This is a genomic window from Bradyrhizobium sp. CB82 (assembly GCF_029714405.1).
In the GTDB taxonomy this organism is placed as follows: domain Bacteria; phylum Pseudomonadota; class Alphaproteobacteria; order Rhizobiales; family Xanthobacteraceae; genus Bradyrhizobium.
In genome coordinates this window covers 6,847,830-6,869,247 of sequence record NZ_CP121650.1, presented here as the reverse complement: position 1 = coordinate 6,869,247, position 21,418 = coordinate 6,847,830, and the positions used below count along the sequence as shown (strand labels likewise).

Sequence of the window (21,418 nt, the reverse complement as noted above, 5' to 3'; positions counted from 1 at the left end):
AGGCGACTGGCCGTGCCAGCCCGTCGCGCAAATCATCATTGTTTGAGCATGATCCTGGTCGGAAAACCGGTAACCACTTTTCCGGGATCATGCTCCTACCGCCGGGAGCGGACGCGCAAGCCGGGCGCCGGCCGCTCCTGGAGCACTTCGCGGCGGAAGCGATAGAGAGCTGCCGGCCGCCCACCGGTCTGTGTCGACATCACCCCGGTTGGTTCGACCAGGGCCTCGCTCTCCACCAGACGACGGAAGTTCTGTTTGTGCAGATGCCGGCCGGAGATTGCCTCCACCGTATGCTGCAATTCCGTGAGTGTGAACTCGGCGGGCAAAAGTTCAAAGATGACAGGACGATACTTCAGCTTTGCGCGCAGCCTTGCAATCCCGGTGGCAAGAATCCGGCGGTGATCGAACCGCATCGAGAGGCCAAGCGCAGGAAGCGCCTTGCGCGCTAATGCCGCAGGACGGCCGTCGCGGCGCGCCTCATCGATCAGCCCGGCCTCGTACAGCAGCTCGTAGCGGTCGAGCACGCGCTCCTCGTCCCAGGCCGCGTCTTCGAGGCCGAAATTGAGCCGCACGCGATCCTTGCGTGGCAGCGCACGGATCGTCTCCGGCGTCTCCTCGTCGGCCCACTGGGTCAGTGCCGGAATGATGTCGCGGGCGATGATCTCAGGCCTTTGCTCACGCCAGTCCTCCCAGGGGAAGAAGCGATACCACGGCTCGAACGTCGCGCCGGCCGCCCGCACGCCGTTGTCCGCGGCGCGCGTCAGCGCGAGATAGCCGATCGAGACCATGTGGGCGCCGGTATCGGCGGCCTCCGCATGGCGGCCGCGATCGCCAAACGTGTAGAGCTGCTCGACATAGCCGAGCCGCAAGCCAGCCTGCTCCTCGACCCAGGCACGCAGGCCGATCTCGAAGGTGCGGTGCGTCAGCGCATCGAAGGGGCCGAAGGGCAGGCCGGCCAGGCCATCGCTGCCGCGCGCGGTGAGGATCAGCGGCTCGTGGGCCTCGATCGCGACGATCGCGGCAGTCAGGCCGATCTCGATCGGCGTCAGCAGCTTGTCGCTCATCCGGCTTGCGAGGGGATCATGAGTACAGGTTGTCGTTTGGTTGAAGCCTATCCACGGGCTCGCTGTACCTCTCCCGCTTGCGGGGGAGGGCGGATCGCATCGAAGGATGCGATCCGGGTGGGGGCTCTCGCCCCACGGGGAGTGCGTCGATTGTGGATACACCCCCACCCCGACCCTCCCCCGCAAGCGGGAGAGGGAGCGCACCTGTGATGGGGCGCGTTGCCGTCATTCGAGCTCGATCACGAACGGACGGCTCTCCACCATCATCGCACCGGGGCCCATCTCATCGAGCGCGCGCAACATGCGGCCATCGCGGCGGAGCGCGCGATCGGCGAGCTCGACGATGCGGCGGTTAGGCGAGGCGATCGGAGAGGCAGCGCGGATCTTCTGCGCGATCTCGATCTCGTCGCGATGCGGATTGAGCAAGCATGCCGCGGCAAAGGCGCTCGCGGTGGAGCGGCTGATGCCGGCATAGCAATGCACGACCAGCGGCGCGCTGCGATCCCAGCCGCGGACGAAGTTCAGCACCTGCTCGATATGTCCTTCCGAGGGCGCGACGAAGCCGTCCAGCTCCTCGGTGATGTCATCCATCGAGACCTTCAGATGGTTGGCCGGCAGCACTGACACCGGCCGCACCACCTGCTCGACATTGGCCATCACGGTCAGCACATGGCTGGCGCCGGTGAGACGAACGGTTTCGGAAAGCGCGGCGAGGGAGCAGACGTGGATCATGGTGGTCCTTTTCGCCGGTGATTATAGCGAGCGCTTGTAGGGCGGGCAAAGCGAAGCGTGCCCACCACTTTCGTTGCAATCGCGAAAAGATGGTGGACACGGCGCAAAATCGCCTCTGCCCACCCTACAGGACATTACGAAAACACCGCACTGAACCGCTCCAGAAACCGCTTCTCGGCCCTGGCGGCCGTCCATGGCGTCAGGTAGTCGCGCAGCACGGTTTCGGGCAGGCCGGGGTCGCGGCCGAACAGGCGCCTGGCCTCACTGTCACTGAAGCCGGCGAGCTCGGTGGCTTCCAGAAATGCCGCGCCGCGGTCGGCGGCCTTGATGGCCAGCGTGATCTCGTCGGGCAGCACCGCCGGCAATCCGAAGCGGATGTGGATGGCGCCGAGCAGGCGCTTCTCCACCGCCTTGTAGTGACCGTCGAGCACCGCCTTGAACGGCGAGATCATGTCGCCGATGACGTATTCCGGCGCATCGTGCAGCAGGGCGGCGAGCCGAACTCGCTGATCGACGCGCGGGCTTTCATGGCGCATCACGGTTTCGACCAGCAGTGTGTGCTGGGCGACGGAGAAGATGTGCGCACCCGTGGTCTGACCGTTCCAGCGCGCGACGCGCGCCAGCCCGTGCGCGATGTCGGCGATCTCGACGTCAAGCGGCGAGGGGTCGAGCAGATCGAGCCGGCGGCCGGACAGCATGCGCTGCCAGGCGCGGGACTGCAAATCGTTTGCGGCGCGCTTTCCGGCCATCATTTGACTTTGGGGCGCGGCTTGCGCTGCGTCTTGCCGCAGGTCGCGTGACAATGGCAGTCGACGAGATGGTCGTTGACCATGCCGGTCGCCTGCATGAAGGCGTAGACGATGGTGGGGCCGACGAATTTGAAGCCGCGCAAGGACAGCTCCTTGGAGATCTGCACAGACAGCGGCGTCGAAGCAGGCACGCTCGCGGTGGTCTTGAACTTGTTGACGAGAGGCCTGCCGTCGACGAAGTCCCAGAGCAGCTTCGAAAAGCCGGGGCCCTTCTCCATGATCTCCAGATAGGATTTTGCGCTCGCAATCGTGCCCTCGATCTTGGCGCGGTTGCGCACGATGCCGGCATCGTTCATCAGCGCGTGGACCTTCTTGGCGTTGTAGCGCGCGATCTTCTCCGGCTGGAAGTCGTCGAAGGCTTTGCGGAAATTGTCGCGCTTGCGCAAAATCGTGATCCAGGAGAGGCCGGCCTGGAAACCGTCGAGAATCAGCTTCTCATAGAGCGCGCGGTCGTCATATTCCGGCACGCCCCATTCGGTGTCGTGATAGGCGACATACAGCGGGTCTTCGCCGGGCCAGGGGCAGCGCGTCAGGCCGTCGGCATGCAGGCGAGGGGCGCGGCTCATGCGACGGGCTGCTTCGCTGGAATGCGGACCACGTCGGGCTCAGCGAGCCTTACATCGAGCCCGCCGGCGGTCAGCGTCTGTCCGGCATTGAGCGCGTCGGCGACGCGATCGATGCGGACCAGCGCAATGCCCTTGCCATGTGCCGTCGAGCCGATGGTGCCCACCGGCTTGTCGCCGGCGAGGATGGTGGCCCCGGCTTCGGGCGAGGGGCCGTCGAGCAGCACCTTGACGCTGCGCGTGCGCGCGGTGCCGCGATGCTGCATGCGCGAGACCACCTCCTGGCCGACATAGCAGCCCTTGTCGAAATCGACGCCGGAGAGGCGATCCATGTTGGTCTCGTGCGGGAACGCATCGCCATACATGAAATCGAGACCGCCGCGCGGCACGCCGAGCGCGATGCGATGCGCCTCGTATTCGGACGCATCGACGAGCTCAGCGCCGATCAGTGCGGCAAGCTTCTCCTTGAGTTCCGCGGGGATCAGGATGCGCAACCCGAGCCGCTCATCGCGCGGGTCGGCGAAGGCGAGGTCCGGCTGGGCGGCAGGCGTGCCGTCCCAGCCTGCGAGCACGCCGAGGTCGTCGGAGAGATTTTCCACGGTGACCTTGGCGCGCAGCTTGTAGAACTTCAGCTTGGTGGCGAGGGTTTCCGCGAGCGCCTTCGGGCAGTCGATCAGGAAGCCGCCGCCATGGCCGGCGGGCGCCTCGGTGATCAGGAAATCCACGATGATCTTGCCCTGCGGCGTCAACAGCGCGCCGAATCGGCCGAGCCCGGGCTTGAGCCTGCCGATATCCGTGGTGAAGAGGCCGTTGAGGAAGCCCTGCGCATCCTCGCCTGCGACCTTGACCACGCCCCGATCGGGGAGAAACGCTGCCTTCATTGCGAAAATCTCTTGCGACATGTCGGCTTCGAACGTAAGCCCGCCCTGCTTAAACGACAAGGCCTCGAGCCCTGCGCCTGAGGGTTGGGAGAGACTGACAGCCATGACCCAGCGTTTTGACGTGATCCTGAAATCCGGCACGGTGGTCAATCAGGACGGCGAGGGCGTCCGCGACATCGGCATTGTGACCGGCCGCATCGCGGAGATCGGCTCGCTCGCGCAAGGCGCGGCGGCGGAGGTGATCGACTGCAAGGGCCTGCATGTCCTGCCCGGCGTCATGGACACGCAGGTGCATTTCCGCGAGCCCGGTCTGACGCACAAGGAAGATCTCGAAACCGGCTCGCGCAGCGCGGTGATGGGTGGCGTCACCGCCGTGTTCGAGATGCCGAACACCTCGCCGCTTACGGTGACCGAGGCGGATTTCACCGACAAGGTGAAACGCGGCCATCACCGCATGCATTGCGATTTCGCCTTCTTCATCGGCGGCACGCGCGAGAACGTGCAGGATCTGCCGCATCTGGAGCGCGCGCCGGGCTGCGCCGGCGTCAAGGTGTTCATCGGCTCTTCGACCGGCGCGCTGCTGGTGGAGGACGACGACAGCCTGCGCCGCATCTTCCAGGTGATCCGCCGCCGCGCCTCGTTCCACGCGGAGGACGAATATCGCCTCAACGAGCGCAAGTCGTTGCGCATCGAGGGGGATGCGCGCTCGCACGCCGTTTGGCGCGACGAGACCGCGGCGTTGATGGCGACGCAGCGCCTGGTGAAGCTCGCGCGTGAGACGGGCAAGCGCATCCACGTGCTGCACATCTCGACCAAGGAAGAGATCGAGTTCCTGCGCGACCACAAGGATGTCGCCTCCTGCGAGGCGACGCCGCATCATCTCACCATGGCCGCGCCCGAATGCTATCAGCGGCTCGGCACGCTCGCGCAGATGAATCCGCCGGTGCGCTCGGCCGATCATCGCGCCGGAATCTGGCGCGGCATCGAGCAGGGCATCGTCGACATCCTCGGCTCCGACCACGCGCCGCATACGCTGGAGGAGAAGGCGAAAGTCTATCCCGCCTCGCCCTCGGGCATGACCGGCGTGCAGACACTGGTGCCGTTGATGCTAGACCACGTCAATGCGGGCCGGCTGTCGCTCGCCCGTTTCGTCGATCTCACCAGCGCCGGCCCAGCGCGCCTCTTCAACATCGCCTGCAAGGGCCGCATCGCCGCGGGCTATGACGCCGATTTCACCATCGTGGACCTCAAGCGCAGCGAGACCATCACCAATGAATGGATCGCCTCCAAAGCCGGCTGGACGCCCTATGATGGCGTGCGCGTCACGGGCTGGCCCGTGGGCACGTTCGTGCGCGGCAAGCGCGTAATGTGGCAGGGCGAGCTCGTGGCCCCGTCGCAGGGCGAGCCGGTGCGGTTTCTGGAGACGCTGAAGCAGTAGGAATGGCAACTTGAGGTGTGGGCGCTCGTCATTGCGAGCGCAGAATACCTCCGGATCGGCAATCTGGATTGCTTCGTCGCTCAGTCCCCGCAATGACGGTGTGACGATATCCGTGCTTCCTCGTAACAGGGAGAAAGCTTCGATGACCCAGCCGACATCGCTCATCTCCACCGAACAGCTCGCGGTCTTGCTCGGCCAGCCGTCCTTGCGCCTCTACGACTGCACGACCTATCTCGAGCCCGCGCCGCAAGATAGCCGCGATCCCTATCTCGTCGTCTCCGGTCGAAAAACCTTTGAAGCCGGCCATATTCCCGGCGCGGATTTTCTCGACCTGCAAGGCGAGTTCTCCGACCCATCCACGCATCTGCGCTTCATGATGCCGGCAGCTGCGCAGCTCGAGAGCGCTTTCGGCCGCCACGGCCTGGATGCCTCGAAGACGATCGTGCTCTACAGCATCGGCAGCATGATGTGGGCGACGCGGTTCTGGTGGATGCTGCGCTCGCTCGGTGTCGATGCGCGCGTGCTGGACGGTGGCTTGGACAAGTGGAAGGCCGAAGCGCGGACGCTCGAGCAGGGGCCGCCGAGCCGTTATCCGGCGACGAGATTCAAGGCCGCGCCGCGCCAAGGCTTCTTCATCGACAAATCCGCCGTGCTGGCACGCATCAACGATCCCTCGACGGCAATCGTCAACGCGCTCGGGCCACAGTTTCATCGCGGCCTGGAACCCAGCCGCTATGGCCGCCCCGGCCGCATTCCTGGCAGCGTGAACGTGCCGGCGGCAACCCTGGTCATTGCCGCCGACAAGACACTGACAGCGCTCGCTGATGCCGAAGCGAAGTTCGCCGCTCAGGGCGTTACGCGCGACAAGAACGTCATTTGCTATTGCGGTGGCGGCATCTCCGCGACCATCGATCTCTTCCTGCTGGCGCAGCTCGGTTATGACAAGCTGACGCTCTATGACGGTTCCATGGGCGAATGGGCCGGGGATTCCGAGCTGCCAATCGAGACGGGCTGAGAGTAGATTGGCGGGAACCTTTTCGGCGGGCCTGCATCCAATGTCCGAAAAGAGCTGGAGATGAGCCCGTGACCGCCATCCGCCGCACTGCAATATCGGAAGTCGCCGGGGTGGCCGAGGCCGAACTGGTCGAGCGCGCCCGGGCCCGCGACGAGGCCGCGCTGCGCGCGATCATGCAGGCCAACAATCGCAGGCTCTATCGGCTGGCGCGCGGCATCCTGCGCAACGACAGCGAGGCCGAGGACGTGGTGCAGGAGACCTATGTGCGAGCGTTCACGCATCTGGACGGCTTTCGCGGTGAGTCCGGCCTGGCGACCTGGCTGTCGCGCATCGCCATCAACGAGGCGCTCGGCCGGATGAGAAGCCGCAAGGTGCAAGTCGAGATCGGCGCGCTGCCGGAGGCAACGCTCGAAGCCCAGATCATCCAGTTTCCCGTGTCCTCCGGCGCAGGCGATCCGGAAAAATTCATGGCCCAACGTGAGATCCAGCGCGTCGTCGAGCACGCGGTCGATGAACTTCCCGACGTGTTTCGCATGGTCTTCATCGCGCGCGTGATGGAGGGCATGAACGTCGAGGAAACCGCGGAACTGCTCGGCATCAAGCCTGAAACCGTGAAGACGCGGCTGCACCGCGCTCGTGCAATGCTGCGGGAGAATGTCGAGAAGAAGATCGGGCCGGTGGTGATGGATGCGTTTCCGTTCGCCGGCCAGCGCTGCGAGCGTCTGACTGAAGTCGTGCTGAAGCGGCTCGGCGTCGGCGCATAATTCTTGGGAACCTTTGTCAAAATTCTTCATCCAACTCCTGTGCAGGTCATACGCCGGATGGTTCCGGCACCACAGGAGTGTCAAATCATGTTCGTCCGATGGAGTGTGGCGATCGCTGCAGTCGCCCTTTTATCCAGCCCTGCGCTGGCGCAGGGCGCAAAGCCCACTGATCCGCAGATCGCCCATATCGCCTACACCGCGGGCGTGATCGACATCAACGCCGCCAAGCAGGCTCTGAAGAAAGCCAAGAACAAGGACGTGAAGGCGTTCGCGCAGGACATGGTGCGCGACCATGAGGCGGTCAACAAGCAGGCGCTCGCGCTGGTGAAGAAGCTGAAGGTAACGCCCGAAGACAACGACACCAGCCGAACGCTCATGAAACAGGCGAACGACAAGCTCGCCGAGCTTTCGAAGCTCAACGGCGCCGCCTTCGACAAGGCCTATGTCGACAACGAGGTCGCCTACCACAAGTCAGTCGACAGCGCGCTGGAGACCCAGCTCATTCCCTCCGCAGAAAATGCGGAGCTGAAGGGCCTGTTGCAGACAGGTCTGAAGATTTTCCAGGGCCATGAGCAGCATGCCGAGCACGTCGCGGCCGAGCTGAAATAGACGGGAGAGGATGATGCCGGGGCGACTGCTGGCGATGACCGCGATCATGTTCGCGTCGATGCTCGTCCCGGCGCGCGCCGCGACCGTGCAAATATCGATGGAGAATCTCGAGATCTCGCCGGCTGACGTCTCGGCCAAGATCGGCGACACCATCGAGTGGGTCAACAAGGACGTCGTCGCCCACACCGCGACGGCGAGGAATGGCGACTTCGACGTGAACCTGCCGGCGAAGAAATCGGCGACCTTCGTGCTGAAGAAGCCAGGAACGGTGGAGTATTACTGCCGTTATCATCCCAACATGAAGGCAACACTGAAGATCGAACCGTGACGAGGCGGCAGGGGAGGACACCCAAGGAGGAATGTCATGAACCCCAGATCGACTGCGGAAATTGCCGGGCATCCGATTCATCCGATGCTGATACCGTTTCCGATTGCGTGCTTCGTTTTGGTCCTGCTCAGCGACATTGCGTTTTGGCGCACCTCGCACGATTTCTGGGCGACTGCCTCGCTCTGGCTGCTCGGCATCGGCCTCATCATGGCCGCGCTCGCAGCCGTCGCCGGACTCATCGACGTGCTGTCGGACAGCCAGATCTACAACCTCAACGACGCCTGGCTGCACGCCGGCGGCAACGTGATCGCCGTCGTGCTCGAGCTGATCAACTGGTACTGGCGCTACCAGGATGGCGCAGTTGTTCCGACCGGCCTCATCCTGTCGCTTGTGGTCGTGCTCATCCTGCTCTTCACGGGATGGAAGGGCTGGGACATGGTCTATCGGCACAAGGTCGGCGTCGTGGATTGAGGCGCGGGGCGGCCGGGAGAAGTTCCGATCATATCGGGAAAACTCCGGTGCGTTTCGCGGACTATTGCTTATCCCGTGACGCGCGCTTTCGTGCGATCATCGGCGCAGCCATCGCGACCTGTCGTGAGGTCACTCATCCGCAGACTTCGCCCCGCCTCCCCGGCGGGGTGATTTTTGGCTACTGCTTCGCGAGCCCGACTGAGAACTCGCCGTTGCGGATGCGGGCGGGAAAGCCCTCGACGAATTTCGCCACCGCATCCTCCCCATAGGTGCCGACGAGCTCGGCGAGCGCCGCAAACAGGCTCGCCTGCGCGAGACAATCGCCGTCGACACCGTCATGGCGCGCTTCCGCCCAGGCCTCGTTGAGATAGCTGAGCGCAGCCTGCTTCTGCTCGTGGTCAGGCAGCGGCGCGCGGGCGGGGGCGTAGGACACGGGAATGCTCATGAAGCTCGGAACAGGCTGGTGGCGCGATCCACGGCGATGCGCTGCGTGAGAGGTGTAGCACGCAGATTAACCTCGCCTAGGCCACATCTTTAGGAAAGGTTAACGGAGGTGAACAATGTGGATGAGTTGTTCCAGCGACACGCCAGGTGCTGCTGACCCTCATCCTGAGAGCTTGCCAATCTTTCTCGTTTTGCGTGGTCATCGAAGGATGTGGCAGTTCCTCGTCGTGGCAACGCGTGGGCTGGGCGGCTGTGGCGAGGTTGGGGGATGTCGATGAACGCTCCTCTATGCGCTAGCGAGGCGGTTGCCTTGCAGGATGTTGTTGGCGAGGGCGTACCAGAGCACGACGGCGCGGACCTTTTCGAAGCCGCGCACGGTCAATTGGCGCAGGTCCCAGTTGCGCCAGCGGGCATGTATGCACTCGCAAATCGACCGGGGCTTGTATCGGGCCTTGCCCTCTTCGCTCGCCATGCGCGCACGCCAGGCCAACACCCCCGGGCCGTCGCCGCGTCGCGGTAGATGGGGATCGGTGCCGTGCTTGGATTGAGTGGGCGGGCAAAAGATATCGATGCCCTCGGCGTGCGCCCACTCGATGTCCTCGGCACTGCCAAAGCCGCCATCGACGAGATGGTCCTTGGGCAACCCGCCAGGACGCGCGCGCTGCCGCTCCAGCATGGGCCGCATCAGGCCGCGGTCGGACCCGGTGTTGCAGACCTTGATGTCAACGACGATCGGCTGGCCGGCGGCACTCGTCACCTGCACGTTGTAGGCGGGGCGGAAGCCGCCGTCGGCCATCTTCATGACCCGTGCGTCGGCGTCCGTCGTGGAGGCCCGCGGCTCTTTCGGCTTCTTGCCGTTGCCGCGCTTTTCTTCGCGCTCCTTGCGCTGCTGCTTGATTTCGGCGAGCGCCGTCTGCGCCGCTTTGACGCGCGCTCTGCGCTCACGCGCGGCGCGCTCCTTGGCGGCCTTCATGCGCTGATTGCTAGCATCCGAACGAGCGTCAACCTCGCGTTTGAGGTCTTCCACCACCGCCTCAGCCAAGGCCAGGTGCCGATCGAGCGTCGCCTCCCGCCGGAACGAAGCGGCCCCGGCGCTGGCCCGGACCCGAACACCGTCCTGCGCCAGCGTTTCCAGATTGACGAGGCCGACCTTCGCCAGCACCGCCAAATGCTCGCAAAGCAGCCGGTCGAGCAGGTCGGCGCAACCGACCCGGAAGTCCGCCAGCGTGTGATGGTTCACCGACACCCCGCCACACAGCCAACGATAGGCGTCATGGCTCTCGCAAAGCCGCTCCAACGCGCGCGCGCTGCCGACGCCCTCGCTGGTGGCATAGAGCCACAGCGCCAGCAAAAGCCGCGGCGATGTCGCGGGGTGACCAGGCCGATCGCCCCGCGCTTTGATCCGGTTCTCCAGCTCACTCAGGTCGAGTTCCTCGACATAGGACCAGATCAGGCGCACCGGATGGTCTTCCCCGATCAGGCTCTCGATATCCACTGCTCGCAACTCGATTTGATCGCGTTGGGGCTCACGAAGTCGCGGCGCTGCGAGCGGCGCCGCACCGGCTTGCGGCTTTGCCTGCTCCGGCAGATCCCCAAACAATTCATCAGCGGCCATCATCCCTCCTGCGAATCCATCACCGCAAGAGAATCACACAGCACCAGCTTTCGGCTATACCGCTTGCGAGCAGTCAAAAAGATTCACAGCCTCTGAGGAGCCTGCGAAACAGGCGTCTCGAAGCATGAAGGCCGCGCTGCCGAAACGGGGGCCTGCATGGTTCGAGACGGCGCTGACGCGCCTCCTCACCATGAGGTTTGAGAATTCGGGATGCGGGACAACTCAGTTGGCGCCGCGACGTCAGTTCGCGCCGCGATGTCAGTTCACGCCGCGACGTCAGTTCGCGTAACGCGCCGTGAGATCGCGGGAGATTTTGGAGCCTTCCTCGATGTAGCGGCGGATCGCGACCGTCGCGGCCGGCGTACAGCTCCGGTAGGTCTGCTGGAAACCGTTATAGCCGCGGTTGAAGCCGGCGATCATACGGGTGCGGCGCTCGCCCGAGGGGGTTTCGGCGTCGATCAGAGCCTGCATCTCGTTGCGCCATTTGTTGCCTTCGTTGGCCCCGCAGATGCCGCGCAGATAATGCAGGCCGCCGAGGATCTCGGCCAGCCGCTGCAAATCGCCGTCGAACGGCGCAGCCACGTCCTGGGCCCGGGCTGGCAGGACGGCGCAGGCAAGAATCAGGGCCAAAACGGCCGGAAATCGCTTTGACATCGGCGGGTGTATGCCCCTTAAGGGCGGCAGACGCAAGGCAGCCCAGGCCGCCGTCAAGGCCCGATCAGGCGCTTTGCCGACTGGATGAGGTCGTCCAGCCCCCCGGTGAGCTTGAGCTCGCCGAGGCCGCCCAGCGCGTCGGGAGCGAGCCAGCGGAAATCGTCCAGCTCCTCGTTCAGGACCGGTTCCCCGGCCGTCCAGCGCGCGGCAAAGGACATGATGAGATAGTGGCCGGCGACCCCCGACGACGGCAGCACCTCGCGCCAGCCGGCGAGACCCACGATCTCGATTGCGAGCCCGGTTTCCTCGTCGACCTCGCGCGTCAGCGCCTGGTGCAGCGATTCGCCGAATTCGACCCGGCCGCCCGGTAGCGAATAGAAGCCCTTGGCGGGCGAGCGGGCGCGGCGGACCAAGAGCACCTTGCCGTCACGGAAGATCGCGGCGCTGACCGCGAGCTGGGGATGGCTCGGCTGCACGACTGGGGCCATGGCACCTCCTTCACCTCTCCCTGGTGGGAAGAGGTCGATTTGCGCAGCAAATCAGGTGAGGGGGCTTAGTGAGCGCGAGGGACCGTAACCCCTCACCCGGCGCTCCGCCATAGCCGAAGCTTCGCTTCGACGTTCCAAAGAACGGCCGCCGAAGGCGGCCTATGCCTCTCCCTATGGGAGAGGTGGGGTGCGCATACCGTAAGCTTCGATCGAATCGCATCGCCTCAATTCGACATGATGGTATCGACGTCGGCTTCCGCGCCGCCATTGATGATGCCGCCGCAGGCCGCGATCAGCGGCTTGACCCAGAGGGTGGCCTGCTCGGCAAGCTTGACGCGCGTCGCATCCTTTTCGACCTCGCGCATGGCCGAGCCGACCGCGGTCAGGATCGAAGTCATGGTGTCGGTGATGTGGTCGAACTGGGCGCGCACGTTGGGGGCGGCCTTCTCATAGGCCTCGATCGCGAGATCGCGCGCCTTGAAGTTCGAGGCCGTGAAATGCTCGGCATAGGATAGCGGCGTCCACGTCAGGAAGTCTTCGGCGCATTCCGGCATGTCCGGCACCATTTCGAGCAGCATGACGGCTTCATTGAAATGGTTCAGGTAGTCGGTGGCAAGCCCGGTCCGCGGGTTGATGTTGGCCGCGCGCAACCGCTCAGCCCAGGCCGCCGCCTCGGGGCCCGTCACTGCATGTGTCCGCGCGGGTTCGGAGACCATTGAGCTCATCGGCCGCAGTGTTAACGTTGGGAGTTAAAAGGTGCTGAACGGACCACATATAGGCTCTCAAGGATGTGCGGACGCTTCGTCATAACCTCGGCTCCGGCGGCTTTGCGGCAACTCTTTGGCTATCTCGAGCAGCCGAATTTCCCGCCGCGATACAATGTCGCGCCGACACAACCGATTGCGGTGGTGCTGGTCGACAAGGACGCGCGGCATTTCCAGCTCATGCGCTGGGGGCTGCTGCCGACCTGGGTGAAGGATCCCCGTGGTTTTACGTTGTTGATCAACGCGCGCTCGGAAACGGTGCTGGAAAAGCCTGCCTTCAAAAACGCGATTCGCAGGCGCCGCGGCCTGATTCCGGCCGATGGCTATTACGAATGGAAGGCGGAGGGCGGCGGCAAGCAGCCCTATTTCATCCACCGCGCCGACGGGCAGCCGCTTGGCTTTGCCGCGGTGTTCGAGACCTGGGTCGGGCCGAACGGCGAGGAGCTCGACACGGTCGCGATCGTCACGGCGGCGGCGAGCGAGGATCTCGCCGCGCTGCATGACCGCGTGCCGGTGACGATTTCGCCTGACGATTTCGAACGTTGGCTCGACTGCCGTGGCGACGAGGTCGACGCGATCCTGCCGCTGATGGCGGCCCCGCGCATCGGCGAATTTGCCTGGCATCCCGTCTCGACCCGCGTCAACCGCGTGGCCAATGACGACGCGCAGCTCTTGCTGCCGATCAGCGCCGGGGAAATGGAAGCGGAAGCACTGAGGCCGAAGAAATCGGCGCGGAAGGTTGCGACTGCGCCGGCCGATGATGGGCAGGGGTCGTTGTTTTGATTGTCGATGCTGTAGGGTGGCGCAACGCGCCGTGCCCACCATCTATCCGGTTACGCAATGCGCGATTGGTGGACACGCTGCGCTTTGCCCTGAGTGCGGCATTTGTGGCACCGCCTCACACAATCTCCCGCGCCCGTAACGCCGCGATCTCCGCTGCGTCAAAACCCAGCTCGCCCAGCACCGCATCCGTATCCGCGCCCAGCTCCGGCGCCATGTGGTCGAGCCTGCCGCCGCCGTGCGCGAGTTTGAAACCGCTGCCGGCGAAGCGCAGGCGGCCGTAGGGCGTGTCGAGCTCCTGGATCGCGCCGCGCGCAACGATCTGCGGATGATCGATGATCTCCTCGATCGTCCAGATGCTGGCGCAGGGCGCGCCGGCGTCCTCCAGGATCGTCTCCCACTCGCGCGGGCTCCTCGTTGCCAGCGCCTCCTCGATGATCGCACGCAACGCCTTCTCGTTCTCGTTGCGGGCGAACCAGTCGGCAAAACGCGGATCGCTCAGCGTGTCCGCGCGGCCGAGCGCCGTCATCAGCGTGCGGTATTGCTTCTCGTTGTTGACCGCGAGCAGGATGTAGTTGTCACCGCATTTGAACAGGTTCGCGGTGGTCTTGCGGCTGACGGCCTGGTTGCCCGAGAGCTGCTGGCGATGGCCGGCGACAGACCAGTCCGCGATCTGGCCCGACAGGAACGCCAGCGTCGCCTCCAGCATGGAGACGTCGACGAGCTGCCCCTTGCCGGTGCGGTCGCGTTGATAGAGCGCGCTGGAGACGGCGAACGCCGCGGTTGCGCCCGAGAGCACGTCGCACACCGCAAAGCCCGCGCGCGTCGGCCCGGTCGAAGGGTGCCCGGTGATCGCCATGATGCCGGAAAGCGCCTGCATCTTGCCGTCATAGCCGGGACGCAGGCGATCGGGGCCGGTCTGGCCGAAGCCGGACACGGCGCAATAGATCAGCTTTGGATTGATCGCGGACAGCGCCTCATAGCCGATGCCGAGCTTGTCCATCACGCCCGGGCGAAAGTTCTCCATGACGACGTCGACCTGGGCTGCGAGTTTCTTCACGATGGCGATCGCGTCCGGCTTTTGCAGATCGAGCGTCAGGCTGCGCTTGTTGCCGTTGATGGCCTGGAACGCCGGCGCGAGCCCGCGCTCCGCCCATTCGCGGCTGAGCGGCGTGCGGCGCATGTCCTCGCCCTCGCGCCGCTCGACTTTGATGACGTCGGCGCCCAGCAGCGCGAGCTGGTAGCTCGCATAGGGGCCGGCGAGCACTTGCGTGAAGTCGAGGATCTTGACGTCTTCGAACGGCCTCGTCACGGCGCGCTTCTCCCGTCAGGCCGCGCGGTTGCCGCGCGCGATCTCCTTCTGCCTGTCGAACTCGACGCGTCGCCGCGCGAGCTCTTCGGGCGAAAGCTGCGCGACATTGTTGTAGTCGAGCTTCCAGGAAGCGTCCTCGCTCCAGCGCAGTGGCGATTGCATCGTGGTGCGCGCGCCGCTCGCCGATTCCAAAAGCCTCAAGGCGAGCTCCAGCGTCTGCGATTGCGAGGCGACGTCGTGCGGCTTGCCGGCGGAATTGCCGAGCGGGAAATCGGAGAACAAGAAGCGCGGCACGGCCGCGTGCTCGACGATGTCCTTGGCGCAGCCCATGACCACGGTCGGAATGCCGCCTGCCTCGAGGTGCCGCGCGACCAGCGCGGTGGTCTGGTGGCAGACCGGGCAGTTCGGCACCAGGACCGCGACATCGACCTTGTCGGCGAGGCAACGCGCCAGAATCTCCGGTGCGTCGGTGTCGATGGTGACGCGATGGCTGCGGTTGGTCGGCGCGCCGAAGAAGCGCGGGCTCACCTCGCCGATGCGGCTCGCGGCCGAGGCCTTCAGGAGCTGCGGCAGTGGAAACCAGGTGCCGCTGTCGGTCGCGCTCGTGTGCTTGCGGTCGTAGCCGATGTGCGAGATGCGAAGATCGTGTGCCTGCGAGGTGTCGCCGTCATAGACCTTGTAGAACTTTGCGCTGCCATTATACGCCGCGCCCGGCCCCTGATCGCCCTTGGTCGGATCGTAAGGCGCGGCCGTGGTGATGATGGTCACGCGCGATTGCGCCAGTGGCTTCTTCAGCGGCTGGAACGGTGCGTCGACATAGTGTGCCCAGCGGTAGGGCGTGGTGTAGCCGATGGCCGCGTAGTAATCGCGGGTCCGCTGCATATAGGGAACGGGAGCGTCGTAATCGGGCGCAAAGCCGAATTCCTCGTCGCGCGGAGCTGACATGGGGCGCATCTCCTCTCGTTATCGTTGCGGACAGAGTAGAGATAGTCGGCGGGCAGCTCAACGGGGGGGTAGGGGAGCGCAGGTCAGAATTGCAAGTTGAAGATGGCGCGGCGCCCGACGGTGCCACTTACCCTCCCCTGGAGGGGGAGGTCGGCTCACATGAGCGCAGCGAAATGTGAGCCGGGGCGAGGTGACAGTGCTTCCGCATCGAACTCTGCCCGAGCGGAGAGATACCCCACCCCGTTCGCGCTGCGCGCGATCGACCCTCCCCCTCCAGGGGAGGGTAAGCACGTGTCACCGAAACACATGCAGCGCCGCGTATTGCAGCAGCATGATGGTCTTCGCATCCACGATGCGCCCATCCGCGATCATCGCGAGCGCCTCGTCGATCGACAGCTCCAGCACCTCGATCTCCTCGCCTTCGTCGGCGAGACCGCCGCCGTCGCTGATCCGCATCTCCGGCTCGTATTCCGCGACGAAGAAGTGCAGCTTCTCCGTTACCGCGCTAGGGGTCATGAAGGCCTCGAACACCTTGTGGACGTCGTGCAGGCGATAGCCGATCTCCTCCTCGGCCTCGGCTCGGATGCGCGCTTCGGGATCGGCGTCGTCAAGCATGCCGGCGGCGGCTTCGATCAAGAGGTCGTCATAGCCGTTGACGAACGCCGGATAGCGAAATTGTCGCACCAGCACGACGGTGCGCCGCTTGCGATGATAGGGCAGCAGCGCCGCACCGTTGCCGCGGTCATAGACCTCGCGGGTTTGCGTCTGCCATTGCCCATCGTTGCGGCGCCACTCGAAGGTCGTCGCTTTCAGAATATACTTCTTGTCCGAGAGCAGGCGGACATCCTTGACGCGGACGCGGTCGGAAACGGACATGCAGGCCTCTAGGGAGTCGCGGCCCGGCCGTCGAGCCATTTGGCGAACATCACCGACGTCGACTCTTCGAAGCCGAGCGAAGTGTAGAACGCGCCGGCCTGCTTGTTCTCGCGGCGGATCAGGAGCTGGAGTTTTGCGATGCCGGCCTGGCGCAGCCAGTCTTCGACGGCGGCCATGATGATGCGGCCATAGCCGCGCTTGCGGCAATCGGGATCGACCGCGACGTAGTAGATCCAGCCGCGATGGCCGTCATGGCCGACCATCGCGCTGGCCACGATCGCGTCGCCGTCCCGCCCGATCAGCACGGTCGAATTTGCCTCTCGCCGCGCCAGCGCGATGTCGGCATGCGGATCGTTCCAGGGCCGCGTCAGGCCGCAGCGCTGCCATAGCGCGACGAGGGTTTCGACATCGGCATCCGCGATTTGAGCGATCGCGAGCGGGGAAGGGGAGACTGATACGTTCACAGCACTTTTCCGGGGTTCATGATTCCTAGGGGATCGAGCATCGCCTTGACCTGCCGCATCAGCTCGATCGCGGTCTTGTCCTTGACGTCGGGCAGTTCGTCGCGCTTGAGCACGCCGATGCCGTGCTCGGCCGAGATCGAGCCGCCCATGCGCAGCACGATCTCGAACACGACCGCGTTGACGTCGTGCCAGCGGGCGAGGAAGTCGGCGGCGTCAGCGCCGACCGGCTGGCTGACATTGTAATGCAGATTGCCGTCGCCCAGGTGGCCGAACGGCACCGGCCGCGCGCCGGGGATCAGCTTGACCACGGCGGCATCGGCTTCCGCGATGAAATCAGGCACGGCGGCGACGGGTACGGAGATGTCGTGCTTGATCGAGCCACCCTCCGGCTTCTGCGCCGCCGACATCTCGTCGCGCAGTTTCCAGAAGCCGGCGCGCTGGGCCAGATTCGCGGCGATCACGGCGTCGTCGACGATCTCCTCCTCCATGGCGCGCGTCAGGATCGATTCCAGCGTGGCGCGTGCATCCTCGCGCGGTGAGGACAATTCCATCAGCACGTACCAGGGGTGCTTCTGCTCCAGCGGATCGCGTACGTCGATACCGTGGCGGATCGAGAAATCGACCGCCATCTCCGCCAGGAGCTCAAAGCTCGTCAGTGCGGTCGAGGCTTCGCCTTGCGCGATGGTGAGCAACTTCAGCGCCTCGGCGGGCGACTTCAGCCCGACGAACGCGGTCTCGATCGCCCGCGGCTTCGGAAACAGTTTCAAGGTAGCCGCCGTGATGATGCCGAGCGTGCCTTCGGCGCCGATGAAGAGATTGCGCAAATCGTAGCCGGTGTTGTCCTTCTTCAGCTTCGACAGCACGTTGAGCACGCGCCCGTCGGCGAGCACGACCTCGAGCCCCAATGCCATCTCGCGCGCGACGCCGTAGGCGAGCGCGGAGGTGCCGCCGGCATTGGTCGAGAGATTGCCGCCGATGGTGCAACTTCCCTCTGCTCCCAGGGAGAGCGGAAACAGCCGGTCGACCTCGGCCGCCTTCTGCTGCGCGATTTGCAGCACCACGCCGGCCTCGCAGGTCATGGTGTTCGAGGCGGTGTCGACCTCGCGGATCTTGTCGAGCCGGCGCAGCGACACCACCACCTCGCCGTTATGCGGGGTCTGGCCGCCGACGAGACCGGTGTTGCCGCCCTGCGGCACCAGCGCGATGCGATGTTCGGACGCGAGCTTGCAGATCGCGGAGACCTCCGCAGTTGTCGCAGGCCGCAGCACCAGCGGCGAGCGGCCGTGGAACAGGTTGCGCTCCTCGGTGAGGTAAGGCTCGATGTCGGCCGGATCGGTCACGGCATATTTGGCGCCGACGATGGCGCGGAATTTTTCGATCAGCTCGGGCGCAAGCGGAGCGATGGCAGGCTTCGTCACGTTCATCTCTTCTTCTTTCCTCACCGCTTCCATTCTAGCGCGCATGATCTGGTCGGAAAACCGCTACACACTTCGCGCTAACGCGGGCCTGCGGGTTGGGATCATCGCTATCGCGCCACCGCTGCGCGCCGCAGCCGGTCGTTGATTGCCTCTCCCAGCCCGTCCTCGGGGATCGGCATCACCGCGATCCCGCGTGGGCTCTTCGCATCGAGGGCGCGAAGATAGCCGAACAGGTTGGCGGCGGCCTCATCGAGATCGCCGCTCGCCGACAAGTTCATGACGGCGACGGCCTTGCTCACGCCGGGTAGCACGGCCGGTCCGAAGGCGAGCAGCGCCTCGTCGGGCGCGACATCGCGCGCATCGAGCCGCACGGCGGCGCGCGGCGCGTAATGCGAGGCGAGCATGCCGGGCGCGAGTGGCTGCGAGCTGTCGCTCGCGGCATCTTCCGGAGGGCGCGCCAGCGGCGCGCCGAGCACGGCCTCGATTCTCTCGCGGGATAGCCCGCCGGGGCGAAGCAGCATCGGCGCCTCGAAGCAGCCGAGAATCGTCGATTCGACGCCCACCTCAACCGGGCCACCATCGACGATGAGGTCGATCCGCCCCGCAAGATCGCTGTCCACATGCGCCGCCAGCGTCGGCGAGACGTGGCCCGAAATGTTCGCCGACGGCGCCACCACCGCCCCGCCAAAGGCGCGCAGGATCGCCTGTGCCACCGGGTGGGCGGGAATCCGGATCGCGACCGTATCGAGCCCGGCGGTCGCAAGCTCGGCGACCGGGCAGTCGTCCGTCTTCGGCACCACCAGCGTCAGCGGCCCCGGCCAGAATGCTTCCGCGAGCTTGGTTGCCCGCGAATCGAACCGGCCGATGCGCCGGGCAGCAGCAAGATCGGCGACATGGGCGATCAGCGGATTGAAGGCCGGCCGCCCCTTGGCGGCGTAGAGATGGGCGATCGCCGTCGCGTTCGTGGCGTCCGCGCCGAGCCCGTAAACCGTCTCGGTCGGGAACGCGACCAGCAGGCCCGCTGCAAGCGCCCGCGCGGCGGCATCGGCAGCGGCCGGTCCGGCCGGCAGAATCTCGGTGGTCAGGCCCGTTTTCACTGGGACAAAATTCCTCAAATCGGCCGCTTGCGGTGCGCCAAACCCGACGCTATAAGCCGCCTTCTTGTCGGAGTGTGGCTCAGCCCGGTAGAGCACTGCGTTCGGGACGCAGGGGTCGCAGGTTCGAATCCTGCCACTCCGACCATTATTTCAAGTACTTATAGTTTCTATGTTTTTCGTGCGCAATGAAATGCGCAATGATTTAAGGCACGGCAGCCATGCCCGTCGATCTCAAGGCTGACGCCAAGGACGTCGACGACCAGATAAAGCAGATCCGCGACGATCTTGCGCCGCTGGAAGCCGGGAAACTGACGATTGGGGAGCGCGAGGGAAACGGACCCTGGCGGGATGTTACGCAGGACATGATCGAGCATCACAAGTCCTCCCTCCGGACCTACGAGCTTATTTTGGCTGACCTCCGGGCGCGGATGGCGCGCGGGGAATAGAGTTTAGCTCAGCGCCTGCCTCCAAACGCCTCCGCAGCCTTTTCCTGGAAATCCGGATGGTGATGGCCGTAGTTGGCCTCTAGCTGCTCCACGGTCATTCCAAGCCAGCCTGCGGCTTCCCACAAATCGACTCCCGCTTGCATGAGCCAGGTCGCCGCGGTGTGCCGCAAGGAGTGGCGAACTACGTCATCTCCCAGCCCCGCATCCTCCAGAATGCCCTCCCAAGCTGATCTGATCTTGCCCGCGAGGGGCTGGCCATCGTGCATACGGTTCACGACGAAGCGTATCTGCTCACCATCCTTCAGGAGGCCCGCCGCTCGCAACTCCAAAGAGCGCGCATGGTCGATCTTGCGCCAACGGATCAGGTGAGGCCGCAGCCGGCTGGCAATCTTTGCAGGCGGGCGTCGCTTCTTGGTTGACCGCTCCAAGGCTCCTTTGCCCTGGTACACCATCGCATCCAAGTTCATCCAAGGATGGGTCGTTGACGGTAGCCACTGTGTGCGGCGGATCGTCTCTTCCCGGCGGGCGCTGTAGAGACCAACTAGGGTGAAGCGGGCAGCCGGGTAGCGGCGACGGATGATCCACCGCTCACGTCTCAAAAGCTTGCCGTCTTCCCTGCGTTTCCAGCTCGCGCGCTCATTGTCCCACACGTAGCCTATCGCCGCTCCAAGCAAGCGAGCGGCTTCATTGCGCGTCAGCCATCGGTGACGCCCCTCCGCCTTCGGAGGCAGGGTGATCTTTGGCACCACGCTAAGTGTATGCTCCGCGTGATAGGCGTTCACCGCAGCCCGTAAATCCTCAAGTCGGCGCCGCGCGGTCTGGTCCGAGACCGTGCCGTTGCGGGGCTGGATGTCGGCTCTCCTATTGTTGTCGTTCGGCGTGCCCGTGGACCAGTCTACAAAATCGCGGCAAAGCTGAGCCTTAAGTTCGCTGACCGTCTTGTCGCCAAAGAAGTTGTTGAGATCTAGCAGGCGAATGAGCAGCAAGTCGTGCTGTGCCCAGGCCCGCTGGTCGCTCTTATCTTTCGGACGCTTTGAAATCTCGTAAGCGGTGAGGACGTCAGCTATGGCGAGGACGCTGGGGTCGGTGGCGCCGATTGTGCTGGTATGCCGCTCGCCGATGTAGTTTTCGAGCGCCTTCGCAGCGCCGTCAATGTCGTCGCGGCCGCAGCCTGTGCGGATTTGCCGGCCGCGGTCGAGGATGATCCAGGTTTCATCATCCTCTCGGAACCAGAGGCGTGGGGGCTTGGCTTTACGGCCCGGCATGATGGCTTGACCAATTTGCGGATGGCGCGAGGTGTGGTCAAATCTTTGCCCGCCACTTTGGCGATTTCAAGAGTCCCGGTCGCTGCCGCCCTGCGTAACGATGACAAGGTCAGCGGACCGTGCGGAAAGAACACCGCGGCGGCTTCGACGAGGGTCATTACTTCGTCCTCGCTCCA

Annotated in this window: 25 protein-coding genes and 1 tRNA gene; 9 read left to right on the top strand and 17 right to left on the bottom strand. The window is 64.8% G+C overall.

Features of this window, described 5'->3' with window-relative positions:
- Positions 1–95 precede the first annotated feature (95 nt).
- From QA640_RS33380 to QA640_RS33360, 5 genes are all read right to left on the bottom strand, one after another.
- On the bottom strand, positions 96–1,064 hold the full coding sequence (locus QA640_RS33380; protein WP_283037050.1) for an NAD regulator: 969 nt from the start codon (positions 1,062–1,064) through the stop codon (positions 96–98).
- 225 nt (positions 1,065–1,289) lie between these two features.
- Complete coding sequence (locus QA640_RS33375; protein WP_283037049.1) at positions 1,290–1,796, bottom strand: protein-tyrosine phosphatase family protein; 507 nt, start codon at positions 1,794–1,796, stop codon at positions 1,290–1,292.
- Between the two features lie 134 nt (positions 1,797–1,930).
- A complete protein-coding gene (locus tag QA640_RS33370) occupies positions 1,931–2,545 on the bottom strand; it encodes an HD family hydrolase (protein ID WP_283042963.1) in 615 nt (204 codons plus the stop codon).
- Positions 2,545–3,171 (bottom strand): DNA-3-methyladenine glycosylase I, encoded by a 627-nt coding sequence (locus QA640_RS33365; protein WP_283037048.1) that lies wholly within the window; start codon positions 3,169–3,171, stop codon positions 2,545–2,547. Before QA640_RS33365 ends, QA640_RS33370 begins: the two co-directional genes overlap by 1 nt.
- Positions 3,168–4,049 (bottom strand): folate-binding protein YgfZ, encoded by an 882-nt coding sequence (locus tag QA640_RS33360; RefSeq protein WP_283042962.1) that lies wholly within the window; start codon positions 4,047–4,049, stop codon positions 3,168–3,170. The genes QA640_RS33365 and QA640_RS33360 overlap by 4 nt, the downstream gene beginning before the upstream one ends.
- Positions 4,050–4,152: 103 nt before the next feature.
- Here QA640_RS33360 and QA640_RS33355 point away from each other — a divergent pair, with 103 nt between their 5' ends.
- The 6 genes from QA640_RS33355 to QA640_RS33330 all read left to right on the top strand — a co-directional run bounded on the left by QA640_RS33355 (position 4,153) and on the right by QA640_RS33330 (position 8,674).
- Complete coding sequence (locus QA640_RS33355) at positions 4,153–5,487, top strand: dihydroorotase (RefSeq protein ID WP_283037047.1); 1,335 nt, start codon at positions 4,153–4,155, stop codon at positions 5,485–5,487.
- Positions 5,488–5,629: 142 nt separating this feature from the next.
- Positions 5,630–6,502 (top strand): sulfurtransferase, encoded by an 873-nt coding sequence (locus QA640_RS33350; protein ID WP_283037046.1) that lies wholly within the window; start codon positions 5,630–5,632, stop codon positions 6,500–6,502.
- Between the two features lie 77 nt (positions 6,503–6,579).
- Positions 6,580–7,266 carry an RNA polymerase sigma factor gene (locus tag QA640_RS33345; protein ID WP_283042961.1) on the top strand — a complete coding sequence of 229 codons (687 nt, stop codon included), beginning with the start codon at positions 6,580–6,582 and terminating at the stop codon, positions 7,264–7,266.
- An 87-nt stretch (positions 7,267–7,353) separates the two neighbouring features.
- Positions 7,354–7,875, top strand: a complete 522-nt coding sequence (locus QA640_RS33340; RefSeq protein ID WP_283037045.1) for a DUF4142 domain-containing protein — start codon at positions 7,354–7,356, stop codon at positions 7,873–7,875.
- Positions 7,876–7,885: 10 nt separating this feature from the next.
- Positions 7,886–8,203, top strand: a complete 318-nt coding sequence (locus QA640_RS33335) for a cupredoxin domain-containing protein (RefSeq protein ID WP_283037044.1) — start codon at positions 7,886–7,888, stop codon at positions 8,201–8,203.
- 36 nt (positions 8,204–8,239) lie between these two features.
- Positions 8,240–8,674, top strand: a complete 435-nt coding sequence (locus tag QA640_RS33330; RefSeq protein WP_283037043.1) for a DUF2231 domain-containing protein — start codon at positions 8,240–8,242, stop codon at positions 8,672–8,674.
- Between the two features lie 178 nt (positions 8,675–8,852).
- Here the strand turns inward: QA640_RS33330 and QA640_RS33325 are convergent, their stop codons facing one another.
- The 5 genes from QA640_RS33325 to QA640_RS33305 all read right to left on the bottom strand — a co-directional run bounded on the left by QA640_RS33325 (position 8,853) and on the right by QA640_RS33305 (position 12,600).
- On the bottom strand, positions 8,853–9,119 hold the full coding sequence (locus QA640_RS33325; protein WP_027524319.1) for a hypothetical protein: 267 nt from the start codon (positions 9,117–9,119) through the stop codon (positions 8,853–8,855).
- A 285-nt stretch (positions 9,120–9,404) separates the two neighbouring features.
- Positions 9,405–10,736 carry an IS1182 family transposase gene (locus QA640_RS33320; RefSeq protein WP_283037042.1) on the bottom strand — a complete coding sequence of 444 codons (1,332 nt, stop codon included), beginning with the start codon at positions 10,734–10,736 and terminating at the stop codon, positions 9,405–9,407.
- Positions 10,737–11,009: 273 nt separating this feature from the next.
- Positions 11,010–11,387, bottom strand: a complete 378-nt coding sequence (locus tag QA640_RS33315; protein ID WP_283042960.1) for a TIGR02301 family protein — start codon at positions 11,385–11,387, stop codon at positions 11,010–11,012.
- 53 nt (positions 11,388–11,440) lie between these two features.
- Positions 11,441–11,875 carry an NUDIX hydrolase gene (locus tag QA640_RS33310; protein WP_283037041.1) on the bottom strand — a complete coding sequence of 145 codons (435 nt, stop codon included), beginning with the start codon at positions 11,873–11,875 and terminating at the stop codon, positions 11,441–11,443.
- A gap of 224 nt (positions 11,876–12,099) precedes the next feature.
- Positions 12,100–12,600 carry a hypothetical protein gene (locus QA640_RS33305; RefSeq protein ID WP_283037040.1) on the bottom strand — a complete coding sequence of 167 codons (501 nt, stop codon included), beginning with the start codon at positions 12,598–12,600 and terminating at the stop codon, positions 12,100–12,102.
- A 63-nt stretch (positions 12,601–12,663) separates the two neighbouring features.
- Here QA640_RS33305 and QA640_RS33300 point away from each other — a divergent pair, with 63 nt between their 5' ends.
- Positions 12,664–13,422 carry an SOS response-associated peptidase gene (locus QA640_RS33300; protein ID WP_283037039.1) on the top strand — a complete coding sequence of 253 codons (759 nt, stop codon included), beginning with the start codon at positions 12,664–12,666 and terminating at the stop codon, positions 13,420–13,422.
- Between the two features lie 115 nt (positions 13,423–13,537).
- On the opposite strand, the gene QA640_RS33295 is transcribed toward QA640_RS33300, so the two are convergent.
- From QA640_RS33295 to QA640_RS33270, 6 genes are all read right to left on the bottom strand, one after another.
- On the bottom strand, positions 13,538–14,731 hold the full coding sequence (locus tag QA640_RS33295; RefSeq protein ID WP_283037038.1) for a CoA transferase: 1,194 nt from the start codon (positions 14,729–14,731) through the stop codon (positions 13,538–13,540).
- Between the two features lie 15 nt (positions 14,732–14,746).
- A complete protein-coding gene (locus QA640_RS33290; RefSeq protein ID WP_283037037.1) occupies positions 14,747–15,676 on the bottom strand; it encodes a glycine reductase in 930 nt (309 codons plus the stop codon).
- Positions 15,677–15,970: 294 nt separating this feature from the next.
- Positions 15,971–16,552, bottom strand: coding sequence for an NUDIX domain-containing protein (locus tag QA640_RS33285; RefSeq protein ID WP_283037036.1), 582 nt, complete (start codon positions 16,550–16,552; stop codon positions 15,971–15,973).
- 8 nt (positions 16,553–16,560) lie between these two features.
- On the bottom strand, positions 16,561–17,016 hold the full coding sequence (locus QA640_RS33280; RefSeq protein ID WP_283037035.1) for a GNAT family acetyltransferase: 456 nt from the start codon (positions 17,014–17,016) through the stop codon (positions 16,561–16,563).
- On the bottom strand, positions 17,013–18,440 hold the full coding sequence (locus QA640_RS33275; protein WP_283037034.1) for an FAD-binding oxidoreductase: 1,428 nt from the start codon (positions 18,438–18,440) through the stop codon (positions 17,013–17,015). Before QA640_RS33275 ends, QA640_RS33280 begins: the two co-directional genes overlap by 4 nt.
- 101 nt (positions 18,441–18,541) lie before the next feature.
- Positions 18,542–19,531, bottom strand: a complete 990-nt coding sequence (locus tag QA640_RS33270) for an L-threonylcarbamoyladenylate synthase (protein ID WP_283037033.1) — start codon at positions 19,529–19,531, stop codon at positions 18,542–18,544.
- Between the two features lie 68 nt (positions 19,532–19,599).
- On the opposite strand from QA640_RS33270, the gene QA640_RS33265 reads away from it, so the two are divergent.
- Both QA640_RS33265 and QA640_RS33260 read left to right on the top strand, forming a co-directional pair.
- Positions 19,600–19,676 (top strand) — tRNA-Pro (locus QA640_RS33265).
- A gap of 73 nt (positions 19,677–19,749) precedes the next feature.
- A complete protein-coding gene (locus QA640_RS33260) occupies positions 19,750–19,977 on the top strand; it encodes a hypothetical protein (RefSeq protein ID WP_283037032.1) in 228 nt (75 codons plus the stop codon).
- Positions 19,978–19,985: 8 nt separating this feature from the next.
- Here QA640_RS33260 and QA640_RS33255 read toward each other — a convergent pair whose 3' ends face one another.
- Complete coding sequence (locus tag QA640_RS33255) at positions 19,986–21,242, bottom strand: tyrosine-type recombinase/integrase (RefSeq protein WP_283037031.1); 1,257 nt, start codon at positions 21,240–21,242, stop codon at positions 19,986–19,988.
- Positions 21,243–21,418 lie beyond the last annotated feature (176 nt).

Coding starts and splice junctions, on each gene's coding strand:
- QA640_RS33380 (WP_283037050.1), bottom strand. CDS start 1,064: ATGAGCGACAAGCTGCTGACGCCGATCGAGATCGGCCTGACTGCCGCG.
- QA640_RS33375 (WP_283037049.1), bottom strand. CDS start 1,796: ATGATCCACGTCTGCTCCCTCGCCGCGCTTTCCGAAACCGTTCGTCTC.
- QA640_RS33370 (WP_283042963.1), bottom strand. CDS start 2,545: ATGGCCGGAAAGCGCGCCGCAAACGATTTGCAGTCCCGCGCCTGGCAG.
- QA640_RS33365 (WP_283037048.1), bottom strand. CDS start 3,171: ATGAGCCGCGCCCCTCGCCTGCATGCCGACGGCCTGACGCGCTGCCCC.
- QA640_RS33360 (WP_283042962.1), bottom strand. CDS start 4,049: ATGAAGGCAGCGTTTCTCCCCGATCGGGGCGTGGTCAAGGTCGCAGGC.
- QA640_RS33355 (WP_283037047.1), top strand. CDS start 4,153: ATGACCCAGCGTTTTGACGTGATCCTGAAATCCGGCACGGTGGTCAAT.
- QA640_RS33350 (WP_283037046.1), top strand. CDS start 5,630: ATGACCCAGCCGACATCGCTCATCTCCACCGAACAGCTCGCGGTCTTG.
- QA640_RS33340 (WP_283037045.1), top strand. CDS start 7,354: ATGTTCGTCCGATGGAGTGTGGCGATCGCTGCAGTCGCCCTTTTATCC.
- QA640_RS33335 (WP_283037044.1), top strand. CDS start 7,886: ATGATGCCGGGGCGACTGCTGGCGATGACCGCGATCATGTTCGCGTCG.
- QA640_RS33330 (WP_283037043.1), top strand. CDS start 8,240: ATGAACCCCAGATCGACTGCGGAAATTGCCGGGCATCCGATTCATCCG.
- QA640_RS33325 (WP_027524319.1), bottom strand. CDS start 9,119: ATGAGCATTCCCGTGTCCTACGCCCCCGCCCGCGCGCCGCTGCCTGAC.
- QA640_RS33320 (WP_283037042.1), bottom strand. CDS start 10,736: ATGATGGCCGCTGATGAATTGTTTGGGGATCTGCCGGAGCAGGCAAAG.
- QA640_RS33315 (WP_283042960.1), bottom strand. CDS start 11,387: ATGTCAAAGCGATTTCCGGCCGTTTTGGCCCTGATTCTTGCCTGCGCC.
- QA640_RS33310 (WP_283037041.1), bottom strand. CDS start 11,875: ATGGCCCCAGTCGTGCAGCCGAGCCATCCCCAGCTCGCGGTCAGCGCC.
- QA640_RS33305 (WP_283037040.1), bottom strand. CDS start 12,600: ATGAGCTCAATGGTCTCCGAACCCGCGCGGACACATGCAGTGACGGGC.
- QA640_RS33300 (WP_283037039.1), top strand. CDS start 12,664: ATGTGCGGACGCTTCGTCATAACCTCGGCTCCGGCGGCTTTGCGGCAA.
- QA640_RS33290 (WP_283037037.1), bottom strand. CDS start 15,676: ATGTCAGCTCCGCGCGACGAGGAATTCGGCTTTGCGCCCGATTACGAC.
- QA640_RS33285 (WP_283037036.1), bottom strand. CDS start 16,552: ATGTCCGTTTCCGACCGCGTCCGCGTCAAGGATGTCCGCCTGCTCTCG.
- QA640_RS33275 (WP_283037034.1), bottom strand. CDS start 18,440: ATGAACGTGACGAAGCCTGCCATCGCTCCGCTTGCGCCCGAGCTGATC.
- QA640_RS33260 (WP_283037032.1), top strand. CDS start 19,750: ATGCCCGTCGATCTCAAGGCTGACGCCAAGGACGTCGACGACCAGATA.
- QA640_RS33255 (WP_283037031.1), bottom strand. CDS start 21,242: ATGCCGGGCCGTAAAGCCAAGCCCCCACGCCTCTGGTTCCGAGAGGAT.